14 protein-coding genes and 1 other annotated feature are annotated in these 15,060 nt (G+C 35.7%); of the genes, 6 read left to right on the top strand and 8 right to left on the bottom strand.

Going from position 1 to position 15,060, the window contains the following annotated elements; all coding sequences use genetic code 11:
• Positions 1-128: 128 nt before the first annotated feature.
• Complete coding sequence (gene pepV, locus IGJ32_RS01275) at positions 129-1,547, bottom strand: dipeptidase PepV (protein WP_096709698.1); 1,419 nt, start codon at positions 1,545-1,547, stop codon at positions 129-131.
• Positions 1,548-1,694: 147 nt separating this feature from the next.
• On the opposite strand from pepV, the gene IGJ32_RS01270 reads away from it, so the two are divergent.
• The 3 genes from IGJ32_RS01270 (at position 1,695) to IGJ32_RS01260 (ending at position 3,277) form a co-directional block, all read left to right on the top strand.
• On the top strand, positions 1,695-2,543 hold the full coding sequence (locus IGJ32_RS01270) for an NAD(P)H-hydrate dehydratase (protein ID WP_342082071.1): 849 nt from the start codon (positions 1,695-1,697) through the stop codon (positions 2,541-2,543).
• 2 nt (positions 2,544-2,545) lie between these two features.
• Entirely contained in the window at positions 2,546-2,977 is a 432-nt protein-coding gene (locus IGJ32_RS01265; RefSeq protein ID WP_014834326.1) for an acyl-CoA thioesterase, read from the top strand.
• Between the two features lie 132 nt (positions 2,978-3,109).
• Complete coding sequence (locus tag IGJ32_RS01260; RefSeq protein ID WP_010720280.1) at positions 3,110-3,277, top strand: hypothetical protein; 168 nt, start codon at positions 3,110-3,112, stop codon at positions 3,275-3,277.
• 132 nt (positions 3,278-3,409) lie between these two features.
• Here IGJ32_RS01260 and IGJ32_RS01255 read toward each other — a convergent pair whose 3' ends face one another.
• On the bottom strand, positions 3,410-5,230 hold the full coding sequence (locus IGJ32_RS01255; protein ID WP_342082070.1) for a DUF3329 domain-containing protein: 1,821 nt from the start codon (positions 5,228-5,230) through the stop codon (positions 3,410-3,412).
• Positions 5,231-7,096: 1,866 nt separating this feature from the next.
• Here IGJ32_RS01255 and IGJ32_RS01250 point away from each other — a divergent pair.
• Positions 7,097-7,648 carry a hypothetical protein gene (locus IGJ32_RS01250; protein ID WP_373169080.1) on the top strand — a complete coding sequence of 184 codons (552 nt, stop codon included), beginning with the start codon at positions 7,097-7,099 and terminating at the stop codon, positions 7,646-7,648.
• Positions 7,649-7,681: 33 nt separating this feature from the next.
• On the opposite strand, the gene IGJ32_RS01245 is transcribed toward IGJ32_RS01250, so the two are convergent.
• The 6 genes from IGJ32_RS01245 to IGJ32_RS01220 form a co-directional block, all read right to left on the bottom strand.
• Positions 7,682-8,836, bottom strand: coding sequence for an AbiH family protein (locus IGJ32_RS01245; RefSeq protein ID WP_342082069.1), 1,155 nt, complete (start codon positions 8,834-8,836; stop codon positions 7,682-7,684).
• A gap of 629 nt (positions 8,837-9,465) precedes the next feature.
• Positions 9,466-9,825, bottom strand: a complete 360-nt coding sequence (rplT, locus tag IGJ32_RS01240) for a 50S ribosomal protein L20 (RefSeq protein WP_010720283.1) — start codon at positions 9,823-9,825, stop codon at positions 9,466-9,468.
• Positions 9,826-9,879: 54 nt separating this feature from the next.
• A complete protein-coding gene (gene rpmI / locus IGJ32_RS01235; protein WP_002289309.1) occupies positions 9,880-10,080 on the bottom strand; it encodes a 50S ribosomal protein L35 in 201 nt (66 codons plus the stop codon).
• A gap of 71 nt (positions 10,081-10,151) precedes the next feature.
• The gene (infC, locus tag IGJ32_RS01230) at positions 10,152-10,676 is read right to left on the bottom strand and encodes a translation initiation factor IF-3 (RefSeq protein WP_010720284.1); all 525 of its coding nucleotides are present in this window, start codon (positions 10,674-10,676) and stop codon (positions 10,152-10,154) included.
• Between the two features lie 43 nt (positions 10,677-10,719).
• Positions 10,720-10,845: a sequence feature (ribosomal protein L20 leader region), on the bottom strand.
• Between the two features lie 184 nt (positions 10,846-11,029).
• Positions 11,030-11,935 (bottom strand): magnesium transporter CorA family protein, encoded by a 906-nt coding sequence (locus IGJ32_RS01225; RefSeq protein ID WP_081128399.1) that lies wholly within the window; start codon positions 11,933-11,935, stop codon positions 11,030-11,032.
• Between the two features lie 226 nt (positions 11,936-12,161).
• The gene (locus tag IGJ32_RS01220; protein WP_025480454.1) at positions 12,162-12,821 is read right to left on the bottom strand and encodes a deoxynucleoside kinase; all 660 of its coding nucleotides are present in this window, start codon (positions 12,819-12,821) and stop codon (positions 12,162-12,164) included.
• A gap of 314 nt (positions 12,822-13,135) precedes the next feature.
• Here IGJ32_RS01220 and mvk point away from each other — a divergent pair, with 314 nt between their 5' ends.
• Both mvk and mvaD read left to right on the top strand, forming a co-directional pair.
• The gene (gene mvk / locus IGJ32_RS01215; RefSeq protein WP_010720287.1) at positions 13,136-14,083 is read left to right on the top strand and encodes a mevalonate kinase; all 948 of its coding nucleotides are present in this window, start codon (positions 13,136-13,138) and stop codon (positions 14,081-14,083) included.
• Positions 14,076-15,053: a diphosphomevalonate decarboxylase gene (mvaD, locus tag IGJ32_RS01210; protein ID WP_081128251.1), complete on the top strand. Its 978-nt coding sequence runs from the start codon at positions 14,076-14,078 to the stop codon at positions 15,051-15,053. The genes mvk and mvaD overlap by 8 nt, the downstream gene beginning before the upstream one ends.
• Positions 15,054-15,060: the final 7 nt, after the last annotated feature.

Raw genomic sequence — 15,060 nt, 5'->3', positions numbered from 1 at the left:
CATCAAGCAAAAAATCACATCCATATCATGTTAGAACATCTTTTTCATTCACTTTTCCAACGATCCTTTTCAAAAATTATCTTTTAGAACAAGGATATTCGCTGAATCAGCATGAGTTTCATTCACTATTACTTCGCCAAACGGTAGATGGCATCTGCATAAATGGCAGTTGCTCTGAAAAGGTCATCCAGACTCATAAATTCGTTGGCTTGGTGCATTGTATCTGTATAGCCTGGGAACATTGCGCCGTAAGCTACACCACGTTTCAATAGTCGGCCATAGGTTCCGCCGCCAATGATTTGTTCATAGCCTTTTTCGCCTGTATGGTCTTCATAAACTTGCAATAAAGTTGCTACCAATGGATCTTCCATTGGTACATAGTGAGGTTCCATGACACGTGCGCCACGAGTAACTGTTGCTCCTTCTGCTTTCATCGTTGTTGCAATGTCATTTTCTAAGCCGTCAACGGTAACCCCTTTTGGAAAACGGAAGTTCATGTTGATATAGTTATCTTCTTCTGACCCATTTTCTTTAAAGGCAAACAATCCAGCGTTCATGGTCAATTTACCCATTTTTTCGTCTTCATGGGCAACCCCTAATTTTTCTCCATAAAAATCTTCATGGACATAGGCTGCTGCTACATGGATGAATTGTTTAGCAGAACCGATAAATTCATAATCGTCTAAGAATAATGCTAAGAATGAACCGGCATTGATCCCTGATTGAGGACTTGCACCATGTGCGCCCTTTCCGATCAATTCGATTTTCACATAGGTATTATCCGCTTCGATCGAACCACTTACTGGGTTTGCTTCAACAAAACGATAAAAAGCTTCTTCCATTTGGATCGCAGCTTCTACATTTGGTACTTCAAGAGTCGCTGTTGCTGTTCCAGGCACCATGTTTTCACGTAAACCTGAAGTAAATGTCTTCAAGACATAATCTCCTGCGTTGTCTCCTTGGAAACGTAGTGCGAAAGAAACATTTCCTTTCTCACCATTGATGATTGGAAATTCTGCATCTGGAGAAAAGCCAAAGTCAGGTTCTTCTTCATGTTCAAAGTAGTAAGCCATGTCTGCCCAACCACTTTCTTCATCACTACCAACTACAAAACGAACTTTTTTGGATAATTCCAAGTCAAGATCTTTGATGATCTTCATGGCATAGTAAGCAGCCATGCTTGGTCCTTTATCATCACTAGAACCACGAGCAAAGATTTTCCCATCTTTGATTACTGGTTCATAAGGATCTGTATCCCAACCATCCCCTGCTGGTACTACGTCCATATGACCAAAAATACCTAAAGTTTCATCACCTTCACCAAGATCAATATGTCCTGCATAGTTATCAACATTTTTTACGACAAACCCATCACGTTCGCCATAAGCCAACATATGTTTTAGCGCATCTCGAGGTCCAGGTCCAAAAGGTGCATCAGGAGTTACTTTTGAATCATCCCGTTCACTGTTCACACGTAAAAGATTTTTTAAATCTTCAAGTAGTTCTTCTTTACGTGCTTCTACTTCTTTTTGCCAATCGATTGTCATAAAATCAATCCTCCACTCATTAAGTCTACCTGTCCATCATACCATAAATCCTGCCAAAAAAACGTGCAAAAAAATTTGTGGTTCCTTAGCCAAACGGTATTTTATTTAAAAATACTCAGTTATAATACAAGAAAGGAGGCGGAGAAATTGTTAATAGATAGCGATTTATTACAAAAAATAATTCAACCACGCCCAGAAAAGTCACATAAAGGAACATTCGGTCGTACTGTCTTGATTGGCGGTAATCATCAATTTGGTGGTGCGATCATCATGAGTGCACTAGCGGCTGTACACAGTGGCGCAGGATTAACGACTGTTGCTACGGACCAGTGGAATCAAGCACCACTTCACACCCATTTACCTGAAGCAATGTGCATCGACTGGCAAGAAAAAGAACAACTGTTAGCAGTGATGGACACGGCAGACGTTCTATTGATTGGTCCAGGATTAGGGGACTCCTCATTGAGTTTAGAATTATTAGCATTCACTTTAGCACATCAAAAAAGCCATCAGTGGTTAGTGATGGACGGTTCAGCATTAACATTATTCGCTAAAGAAAATCTAACCCTCCATTTTCCCGAGCAAACCGTCATGACTCCTCATCAAATGGAATGGCAAAGAGTAAGCTCACTTAAGATCGAGGAACAAACACCTGAGAACAACCGCAAGCAGCAAGCCAAATTAGGCGCAACGATTGTTTTAAAAAGTCATCGAACCACGATCTACGGGCAACAAAAATGTTATCAAAATACTACTGGCTCTGCCGCAATGGCCACTGGAGGTACTGGTGATACATTAGCTGGTATGATCACTGGATTCTTGGCACAATTCCCTAAAAACGATGAAACGATCGCAGCAGCTGTCTACCTGCATAGTTTTATTGGGGATCAACTGGCAAAAAAACAATATGTTGTTTTACCGACACAAATCAGTCAAGCAATCCCTCAATGGATGCACTATTTTAGTCAGAAAAAAGATGGAAACAAGGAGTTCTAATAATGGAAAAATTTACTGGGTACATGCGTGAGCCGTTTTACTATGAAACCGATCAAATGGGGATCATCCATCACAGCAACTATATCCGTTGGATGGAAGAATCTCGTGTTGCTTTATTGGATCATTTAGGTTTCAGCTATACAAAAATTGAAAAACTAGGGGTGATCATCCCTGTTTTAGAAGTCACTTGCCAGTACAAAGAAATGATTCGTTATGGTGAAACTGTTCGTATTTTGCCTAAAATCGAACAATATAGTGGCACAAGATTAAATTTTAGTTATGAAATCTACGGTTTAGATGACGGAAAATTACGAACAACTGGCTCTAGCAAACATTGTTTTTTACTCGCTGACAATCAGAAGTTAACCAAACTTGAACGGGTAAATCCTGCATTAGATCGCTTATTCCACGAGTATGCACAGTTGGATAGCTGAAGAATAGTCTTTACCTCTTGTATTTTTTAGGATTTCCATTACGGATTTTCTTAAAAAAAATCAAAAAAGCTGCCTTTTTTCTTGTGTTGGCTTGATTCATCCGTATAATAAAATAAAAAGCAGGTGATCATCATGTATGTTGTGAAAGTATTGCACGGTTACATTGATAAAACAGGCTGCCGCACAAGAGAAAAAAATCCAGATAACTTATTGATTTTCAAAGAAAAAAAAGCATCAGAAGCTTTTGCTAAATCGATCGGAGGGCGTGTCAAACAACTGCACGAAGTACGCCCTGATTGAAATAAAACCTCAATCATTAGTTAGTCAACATGGTTGAGGTTTTTGCTTGTCCAAAAAATTTCTTTAAAAAACGAGCTTACCAAAAAGAGTGATCCTTTTGGTAGGCTCGTTTTTCTTACTATTTTCTCTCTTCTATCTTGAGAGGGTTAGTTTGTCACCAGTTAATTGAATATTAACAGCATCTACTATTTTTCCTTCTTTTGACAAAACAGCAATATTTATGCCCGCTTTATTTCTTGCAACATTTATATCGCCCACTTTTATCGCAGCAAACTGTTGGTCAGCATACGGTGTAAAACTTGAAGATACTGAGATCTCTTTCCCATTGATTTCTTGGCTAACAGAATTATAGTTCTTTGTCTGTGAAAATTCAGGATTTTTTCCTAACAGACGGATACCCGAAAAATTCCAAGAACTTTCTGAATCCCCATTTTTAAACTCAGGGAACAGCTTACGGATCTCTTCAGCTAACTGCTGGTTCATTTGTGCCTTGTCTCCTGCACCTGCCATCACAACCAAATGATCAGTTTGACTTAATGCTTCAAAATAGGTGTTAGCATTCCAAATACTCATCCATTTTGGATCTCCCTGTTGATAGATTGTTTCCCAAGCCTCTTTTGGTACTGAATGAATGGACTCTAAACCAAAATATTTTGCATTCGCTCGATTGACTTGTTTCGTTATATCCGTTTTTACGTGGGATAGTCCTCCCGAGTAAGCAGTATGACCAGTTTGATTATAAATCGTAAAGTTGGCAATCACCGGATTCAAATTTCCTTGTTTTTTTTGCTCTCTGACGTAATGGTATTGTTGATTGATCTCTCTATAAGAAAGTGCGATGTCATTGACTCCTAAAGCAAAAGTAAATAGAAATTGGGTAATCAATACGCCACTAATCACCCCATAAAACGCTCCCTGGGTAGATTTCAACACTTTATCTGGCCATTCAAACGCCATCGCCATAATGATAAATAAAACACCACCAAAAAATGATCTTCCCCAATCAAGTCCAGCTGGTGAAAGAGATAATACATAGATCGTGGCTATCCCTGCAAAGAGATAGATATAGGATAGTCTCAACCATTCTTTGTGTTTACTAAAGAAAATTCCCAACACGATCAGAACCGCCATCAACACAAAAAGAGCTAAACTATTTTCATATAGCGTTTTTGTGATTGAAAAAACGCCCGAATACAATTTCCGAGGTAAAGACCACTGGCTACGAGCAAAATAAGTAGCTCGAACAGCATTTCCAGGGGCTGTTACCATCATGAATAAGCCAAAAATTGCTCCTAACAATCCTGTGAACATCCATGGTCGTAAAGGCTTTTTCTTTTGATAATAAAAATAGAGGTAGCCAAGAACGATCAAGATCATCCCACCAGAAGTGTTTTCATTACACCAGCCAGCTAAGATTCCTAAAATGAGTAGCAATATGCTATTTACTATAGGATTAAAAGACAATTCTTGCTCTTTCTCATAATAGCGGTGGTAAAGAAATAGGAAACTGACAACGATGATACCTCCCCATAAATAGTTAGCAGCACCAGTTTCCCATAAAATTGTTTGACCGAAAGCTGGGACAAATAACCATAAAAATACATTAATTAAAAAATATTTGAAGGAATAAAACGTAGTATTATCTTTTGTGGTCATTTTATAAATCAATAATGTCAATAAAACATAGATCAGTGGATTGACCAAATTAAATACTGTTTTAGGCATCAACAAAAACAAACGTGCAATGATATGGACAACGGATCTTCCTGTCCAGGTCATATATTGTGTGTATTCATCATGTAAAATAGATGAAAAACTACTTGTTTTATACATATACTCAATATCATCCGCAATTAACAGTGTTAAAAAATTTAAAACAGCCATGATAACATAGGCAGAAATAAGAACTAAAATTTTTTTATTATTGCGGATAGTCTCTTTTATTTGTTTCACTTCGCTCCTACTTTCTTCTTAAATTTTGCTATAAAAAAGGTTCCTGTGATTCACAAAGAAAATTATAGCATTTTTTGATTCAACTTACATTCTTACTTTTGTATTCGACTGCCACATAGATCAAATAAGGAAAAAACCATCAGTAATCATGAATACGTGTTATGTACGAATAATCAAAGGACTAACCCTATTCTTTGACCCTGAAAAAGGGAGATAAATACAAAGCACCTGACATGTTCGTTATTCGAAATAAGACAGCATAAGCAAGATTATCGTAATAGCAAGAGGCTGTGAAAGAAGCGTTCAGCTCCGAGCGAATAAGAGAGGATTTTTTTAAATAGCTCCTCATATTTTAGAAAATCATCGCTTATTGTTGAGGAGTTGTTTCTTGAACGCCGTGAATCAGAGGTCGTGAAAACATCGGGTAGCTCTGATGACAATAAGAAAGAATTTTTTGAAACAGCTTCTCATGTTTTGAAAAATTCAGGCTTATTTCAAGGAGTTGCTTCTTGAACACCGTTTATTCGTTTTTAGAGATACCAGAAGCGACTGAGGCAAGTTTTGGCTCAGTTCCCTGTCGTTAAAGATACTAAATAAGAGATAGCCTGCTATTTTTGAAAAAGTCTGGGTCAATTCTGGGACAAAAGAAAAGAGATTGTGAAAGTATTGGGGCTCCGAGACAATAAGAAAAACTTTTTGAAACACTTTCTCATGTTTTGAAACATTAAGGTTTATTTCAATGAACTGATGTTTAAACACCTTTTAAAGCAAGAGATCATGAAAGAAGCTTCTCTTCTTTCTGTTCACATTATTCTAATATTTCTCTTTACCAACATCATTTGACAAAGAGCCATTTTTTTGACTATTGTCTCAACCTCGTCCAAATTATTCTAAGATTTCTCTTCACCAATATCACTTAACAAAGTGTCCCTATTTAATCTAAAGGATTAAACTTGTCTAAACTTGCTCGAATTTCTTCCTATTCTAATCCGATGTAACGGATAGTAACTGCTTAACTAGAATGATTCAAAATCTTCATCAATATGGGAATATCCCAGAATTGGCGATAATACTTATATCCGAATATTTTTCGCATCGTGTGTATACCAATATAATTAAATTCTAAAGTATCTGCGACTCTTTGCAGGACTTTAGAATATCGATGAGTTCCTAACTCTTGTGAATGGATTGAAGGACGATAAAATAATTACTCAGATTTTCCATCATGATAGGTATTTAAATAATTAATAATTAGGCTTGTTAAGTTAGATAAATTTAATTCTCTTTGCTTAGTGTTCTTTCCTCAACAATAACTGCAGTTGTTTTATTTTAGACATCAGAAACTTTTAAATACAAAATATCAGGAATCCGCAAACCAGTAAAAATTCCTATTGTAAAAATCAGATGTTCGATTTTCCATGCCTTACTTTTTACAATTCTGATAAAACATCTAACATCACTTATTTATCTTTTATGAGTTTGACATTAATAATATTTCTTGTCATTTTTAGTATTTTAAAGGGATTATTGAATAATAATTAATGTATCCTTTTCAATCAGACAATCTGTTTAGAAATTGATAAATCAATATCTGAAAGGGATACTAATTATAAAAATATCCTTCTAACAAGGAATTTTATAACATCATTACTAGGAGGTTGCAAATTATATTCCAATCACTCTTATCTATCTAAGGTTTATAAACATAATACTTTACCCATACTGATAACTGAAGAATTTGACTTTTTTAGATGCGTTGAATTTAATTCAAGTTTTTACGGAAAAACTGTCAGTGAACTATTTCATGGTAATTTAAGAAATAGTAATATTTCAAATAGATATTCTCAATTATTTCCAAATCAAAAATTGTCTTATTGGTCAGACTGTTCAGATACTTCTCGCAAAGAAATCAAGAAACATGGTTCTAGTAAAAATATTCTTACATTCTGGGCATACGATGATTTAACAAGTACTTTTCCAACTCTCGATAATAAAGAACCTTTGATTATTGTCGATGGGATACGATTCGGTTTTGAAGAAATTTTAGAAAAATGTGATAATAATATTCCATTATCTAATGAAGACAATATCCTAATAAATCAAATAAATCATGAAAAACCAGATTGTATAGCATATAAATCTATGGTAACTGGAACAACTAATTTCTTATTTTTTGAAAAAGGATTTAAAAAACTAGCCCTAAGAGAAGTCACACTTAGAATGGGAGAATTAAAAGGCAATAATACAAACAGCATAATCTGTGCAGGTACATCTGACTATATGCCTTATCTAAAAAATTATGGACAATATTTTTCTCCTATAGCTAGAATTAAAATGAACGAAAAATATCTTAACTCCTCAGAATATAGGTCTCGTTCAGAAATAAAAGAATATTCTTTTGGTTTATTCAAAACCTAATCTATCAAACTTTTAAAAAGCCACCTAGTTTTTCTAGGTGGCTTTTTCAGATAATTTGTTATCTTTTGTTTCAAAATCAATGATATTGTCTTTTTTACTCTCAACTTGATTCAAATATTTTCTTAAATCAGCATTAACAATATATTGACTATTCGTCACAATATAGATTTGCTTTCTTAATTGAGATATTTTTTCATCTGATAAGTCTAAATTATCTAAATGAGATAAGAACTCATCTTCTTTTTTCTTTCTTCTTAATCTTACTTTTCTACTAGATAAATAACTAGGTTCTTTTTCATATAGATGAATAATTAGTTTTTTATTTTTAGCTTTTAACAAAACCTCAGCAATCTTTTCCCACCAATGTTTATCTGTTGAACCAATGGACATTCCAAAAATTACAATAATATCACTATTCTCAATAACATTTTCAGCGTTTCTACGTCTATACTCTCTAGAATTTGCGAGTGAGTCAGGTTTTAATAAATCATTTAAATCATCTCTTTCAAAAAAATCGGTTGCTAATTGGCTTTCATCATTCAATCCTAATGTTAAAAATCGGTCAATTACTCCATGCACATTGATAATTGCTTTGTTAAGATATTGACTAAAACTTGAACTATTGAAACTATTACCTTTTGTATTGTTACTAGAATTTTGAAGTACTATTTGTAAACTGTTTGTGTAGTTGAAAGATATGAACCGATAATTAAAATGACTATTAGTGTTTTCACTTAGCATAGATTTAATTTCATCATGTTCTTGTTCTAATACACCATTAAAAAATTTATCCATAGTAATAAACAGTATCTCTGAAAAATCCTCATTAATTTGAACATTATCTTGTATTTGAATACCTTTAAGATATTCATTTAAGTCTTCTCGCAGTGTTTCAAAATCGTCTAAAAATCTCTCGGCTATACTGGTTTCCTGATTTTCTTCTTTTAAACGTTTCGTAAATGCCCCCAACTGAAATTCCAAATCAGCCCAAGTTTCGATACTATCTTTGGATTTATAAATTTCAGAATAAATCATATTATCAATCTTTGAAACAAACTTTTCATCCATTTCTTGGGACAATTCTAAAGAATACTTTTTCTTTAAAATATATTCATAAAAATTAATATATGAAGTTTGTAACCCACATTGAATATCAAAGCCATTCCCCAGCAAAAAAGTTATATTCATTCAATCACCCTCAATAAGCTATCTACTTTAGTATACAATTAAATTAATAATAAAAAAAGAAGGATAGTACCATTAAACAATCTGTAATAGCGAAAATCCCCCAACTTTACTAACTTTTTTCTTAATATCTAATCTTATTAGAATTTTCTTTACTGATACCAAATAATAGTCTCAACTTTATCCTATCCCATAAAAAGGAGATCTTTTGTGATATAAATCAAACAATACAAAAAGGAGATAACACAATCAAACTCATGTTCAATTACTATGTAGGCAGTAGCTAAAAATAGGAAGAAAATTAGAACCAACTATAACAAAAGAATGGATACAAATTATTGTCAGACACTATAAAAAGAAGACAGGGAAAGACCAAAAATTTATTACAATTCATGGTTTGATGTATATACATGTAAGTCTACTATCTTACTATAGTTATGATGAATAAATCTAAAAGAGATACAGAAATGTTTCATTCTAATGTGAAAACTATACTAAATGTATACACGCATTTAAATGATAAGCAAAGAGAACAAATCGTTGATAAGCTAATGGAATTTATGAGTTTAAATTAAATTTTAAATAACAAAAAACCCACTAATTAAAGTGGGCTTGTGGGTATTGAATACCCTTTATTTAGCTAAAGCATCTTTAGCTTGGTCAGCTAATGCAGTAAATGCTGCTGCATCGTGGACAGCTAAGTCGGCTAACATTTTACGGTTGATGTCGATTTCAGCTAATTTCAAACCGTGCATCAATTTTGAGTAGCTCAAGCCATTCATACGTGCTGCTGCGTTGATACGAGCAATCCACAATTTACGGAAGTCGCGTTTCTTTTGACGACGATCGCGATATGCGTAGTTGTATGAATTCATTACTTGTTCTTTTGCTGTTTTAAATAAAGTGTGTTTTGAACCGTAGTAACCTTTTGCTAATTTTAGCATTCTTTTACGACGTTTACGAGTGACTGTTCCACCTTTAACACGTGCCATGTTTAATTCCTCCTAATAAAAATAAATCTTCAAATTTCGATCTTTTTGTTTTTTTTATTTCATTTTTGCTAGTTGTTGGCGAATACGTTTGAAGTCGCCACTAGAAACCATGCTTGCTTTACGCAATTGACGGCGTTGTTTTTTAGTTTTACCGTGGAAACGGTGACTTGTAAACGCGCGGAAACGTTTTAATCCGCCTTTACCAGTACGTTTGAAACGTTTTGCTGATCCGCGGTGTGTTTTTTGTTTTGGCATGACTATATTTCCTCCTCAAAATCTTTCGTTATCCGACTATCGACTGTCCAACAGTCAGTGAGTCATTCAAATTACTTACTGTCGTTTTTCGGTGCCAGCGTCAAGAACATGCTGCGTCCGTCCATTTTCGCTTTTTGCTCAACTGTCGCAATATCAGCAGTTTCTTCAGCTAAGCGATCCAAGACTTTTTGACCAATTTCTTTGTGGGTAATGGCACGGCCTTTGAAGCGGATAGAAGCTTTCACTTTATCGCCCTTCTCTAAGAACTTACGTGCATTACGAAGTTTTGTATTGAAGTCATTCACGTCAATTGTTGGACTTAAACGAACTTCTTTAACATTGATCACTTTTTGTTTTTTACGCGCCTCGCGGTCTTTCTTTTGTTGCTCGAAACGGTATTTTCCGTAGTCCATGATTCGCGCAACTGGTGGCTTCGCACTTGGGGCAACTAACACAAGATCTAAATTTGCTTGTTCTGCAATTTTCAATGCTTCTGCTTTTGTCTTAACTCCTAATTGCTCACCATCTGAACCGATCAATCGTAACTCACGTGCACGAATGCCGTCGTTAACCATCATATCCTTTGCTATGGTCATTCACCTCCAAATATTATGAGAGAAAGAAAAGCGTACCGAATATTCGGCAATAAAAAAACGAGTTCTCTTCCAGAACCCGCACGTACTTCACCTAATTCAATAGATGAAAACTATCTAGCCCAGTGACTGAATCAACTAAGGCGAGAAGCGGGTGCTTCTGCTTTTATTTCTCAACTTCAATAGTATAGCAAATCTATATTTCTTTGTCAATCTTTTTCACTAGAGACTCTCGAAACATTCCCCAATCATTTAATTACATTAGTTGTATACTTGTCTAAATAAAAAAACTTTTAGCTATCGAAACACACCCTTCATCAGACACTCAACTTTTTTGGTGACCGTCTTCCTTGAAACTACCGAATCCTACGCCACAATGCGATCAGCATCCAAACTGACAATATCAGACTGATGAATAAGGCGATCCCCCAACCAAAGACAGAATGTGTAAAAGGCAATTGTAGATTCATACCGAAAAAGCCTGTCACAATGGTAGGAACAGTCAGAATCAACGACCAGACTGTCAAAAATTTCATCGTGTCATTTAAGTTGTTGTTCAACAAATTATTATACGTTCCCGAAAGTTGATCTAGGATTTGGGAGGCCAAATTAGTCATTTCCACTGCCTGTTTTGCTTCAATCAATGCATCATCCAATTGTTCCTTCTCTTTTTCAGTGAGCTTTCGATAAATCGCTAATGCTTTGATTTGTTCTAATAATACGACATTTTGTTTTGTACCAGTCACTAGATAAACTAAACCAACTTCGAGGTCAGATAAAGCTAGTAAATTGCGGTTCGTAGTTTTTTCTCGCAACTTTTGGTTTAAGCGTTGTCGTTCACTATTCACTTCTTCAATCAACGGGAAGAAGGAATCTGAAATCAGAAAGAGCGTACGGAAAAGTAAACTATATACATTTATCTCGGAATCTCGATCTAAGATTGAACGAATCAGGCGAATCACATATTCTGTATTTTGAGTCGTAAATGTAAATAGACCATTTTCTTTTAGAATAAATGCTACTGGACTTGTTTCATAGTGGTTTTCGATTTTTTGTTGATGAGGAACATTGGTGACTAAAAGTAAAATATCATCAAGAGTATCATATTCCACACGAGCACGTTCATTTTTGTCTAAAGAATAGGTAAGCATCTCATCACTAATGCCATACTCTTCCTTAAGATTTTTGATTCCCATCACATCATCTCTAGGTACGTTCATCCAAAAATTTTGATCAAAATTAAAAAAACGTTTTTCTCTCATACCTTCCCCTTCTTCCTGCACTGATAGATTCATTGAGTGTCTCATGGCTACCCTTCCAAGTATTCTTGGCGAATTTATAGATAGTTAGCCATTCCGACCGCTGTCTCGCTCTCAAAAAACAGAATAAGCCGATGAAAAGCGAAAATAGCTCTCCTATTTTCAATTTCTTCGGCTTAGATATCGAAGTTAGATCCTGTCTTCTTTATACTATCATTTTTTATTGAACTCAAGAAACAAAGACTTCTTGACGAATTTCTGCCAACTTTTCTTCAATCATGTTCAGCACTTCTACTTTTGCTTGGGGATCTTCCACAAAATTGAATCGATCGCCATCAATTTGGATTTTGGGACTTTCATTGTACTCGTCATACCATTGATCATAGCGACGATTCAATTCTTTGTAATAATCATATAAGCTTGGATCGAAGGAAAGTTGTTCATATGATCGTCCTCTTTTTTCGATCCGTTCAAGCATCGTATCAAATGAAACACGAATATGAACCAATAAATCCGGATGTTTTTTATGTGCGGCATACGGCAACTCTTCCATCATATTGGCTAATAGCTCGTCGTATACTCGAACTTCTGTTTCAGTCGCCCGCCCCAAATCAGCATTCAAATGAAAAAGCAAAGAATCTTCATAGATCGAACGATCTAAAACATTGTTGTCTTCTTTCATTGCCTGCTTGATACTTTCAAAACGTTTATTCAAAAAATAGATTTGTAACAAAAACGCATACTGCTCAGGATTGGCATAAAATAAAGGCAATACCTCATTATCCTCGATTGACTCATAAAAAGCTCGACTTCCAAAGTGTTCAGCCATCATTTCTGTTAAACTTGATTTTCCAGCGCCAATGGTACCTGCTAAAACAATCACACTCATTAACCTCCAACTCACTTTATCACTAAATGTTGTGTCTTTTTCCAATTCTTTTTAAATATACCCCCAATATCTGGTGGTGTCAATTAGGAATAACAGGATATTTCCATTCATAAAATTCAATAAAATCTTAAGAAAAAAGAGGTTTTTCAACAGAAAACGTATTCTTTATTTTACTTCTGGGAAGGTTTTAGTAAAATAAAGATGAATTGTTTTTTGAACTTCTATGTTATACAATCTGTTCGTTAGCGCAAAGGATCCAAGGCGCTTTATTTTTTGCTCAAAAAAGTTATGGGAATAAAAGAAGGAGTTAGATTATGGCAAATTATGGCCAAGGGGAATCAAATGGTAAAATTATTCTGATGGGCGAACATGCAGTTGTCTACGGCGAACCGGCAATCGCTTTTCCTTTTCAGGCAGCAAAAGTAGTTGCTTCCTTGAATGAACACATCACTTCGTCAGGAGATCAGCTTGTTTCTTCCTACTATACAGGAATACTGCGTGATGCCCCACATTCGTTAAAAAACATCAAGCAGTTAGTATTCAACTTAAAAAAGGAACTGCAAATTGAGCAATCATTAGAGTTAACTATTCACAGCACTATCCCTGCCGAACGTGGAATGGGCTCAAGCGCTGCAGTAGCTACGGCAGTTACTCGTGCCTTTTACGATTATCTCGAACAACCACTTTCTCGCGAACAGCTCTTGACAAATGTTCAAATTTCAGAAAAAATTGCCCATGGTAATCCTAGCGGTATCGATGCTGCGGCAACAAGCAGTTTAGAACCAATCTACTTTGTGAAAGGACACCCGTTTGATTATTTCTCTTTAAATATCGACGCTTTTTTGATTGTCGCTGATACCGGAATCAAAGGTCAGACGCGAGCAGTGGTCAAAGACGTTGCTCATTTATTTGAAAAAGATCAGCAGAAAGTTGGACAAAAAATCCAACAACTAGGATACTTAACAAGGCAAGCCAAAAAAGCCATTGTTAAAAATAACCCCGAGCATTTAGCCCAAGCGATGAATGAAGCCCAACTAATTTTAAAAAATTTAACGATCAGCAACGATTTTCTTGATGTATTGATCGAAACCGCTAGAGATTCAGGCGCTTTGGGAGCAAAACTAACTGGTGGTGGTCGAGGTGGCTGCATGATTGCGCTAGCTCAAACAAAAACAAAAGCCCAAGAAATCAGCGAAGCCCTCTTACAAGCGGGAGCAGCTGCAACTTGGATTCAAGGATTAGGAGTACATACCTATGTTTAAAGGCAAAGCACGAGCATATACGAATATCGCCCTTATCAAGTACTGGGGTAAAAAAAATGAATCGTTGATTCTCCCGATGAATAACAGCTTATCACTCACATTAGATGCATTTTATACGGAAACTGAAGTCAGCTTTTCAGAAGCTTACACAGAAGACCAATTTTATTTAGATAATCAATTGCAAGATGAAAAAGCAACCAAAAAAATCAGTACTTTTTTGGATATTGCGAGAGAAAAAGCGGGTACCACGAAAAAAGCAAAAGTGATCAGCCAGAATTTCGTTCCGACTGCTGCGGGTTTAGCTTCTTCTGCCAGCGGCTTAGCGGCTTTAGCCGGAGCATGCAACGAGGCATTGAAATTAGGGTTAGATGACCAAGCTTTATCAAGACTGGCTCGTAGAGGATCAGGTTCCGCTTGTCGGAGTATTTTTGGTGGATTTGTTGAATGGGAAAAAGGACACGATGATCAAAGTTCGTATGCTCATCCAATTTCCTCAGACGGTTTTGAAGATCACTTAGCGATGGTCTTTCTATTGTTGAATGAACAAAAAAAGGATGTCTCAAGTCGTGATGGTATGCGCCGAACGGTTGAAACTTCAAGTTTTTATCAAGGATGGTTAGATTCTGTCGAAGCCGATCTTTATCAACTAAAACAAGCAATCAAAACTAAGAACTTTCAACTTCTAGGTGAAACTATGGAACAAAATGGGTTAAAAATGCACGGAACGACATTAGCTGCTCGTCCGCCATTTACCTACTGGTCTCCTGATAGTTTAAAAGCCATGCAAGCGGTACGGGATTTAAGAAATCAGGGGATTCCTTGTTACTTTACTATGGATGCTGGCCCAAATGTGAAAGTGCTAGTTCAAAAAGACCATCTAGATAAGGTCAAAACAACATTTAGTGACTTATTTAGTAGCCAACAAGTCATTTCGGCTTTTGCAGGTCCAGGAATGACGATTATTGAATAAAGGGAGA

Source organism: Enterococcus sp. DIV1639a (assembly GCF_050530445.1).
In the GTDB taxonomy this organism is placed as follows: domain Bacteria; phylum Bacillota; class Bacilli; order Lactobacillales; family Enterococcaceae; genus Enterococcus_B; species Enterococcus_B hirae.
This window is presented reverse-complemented; position numbering and strand designations above follow the sequence as displayed.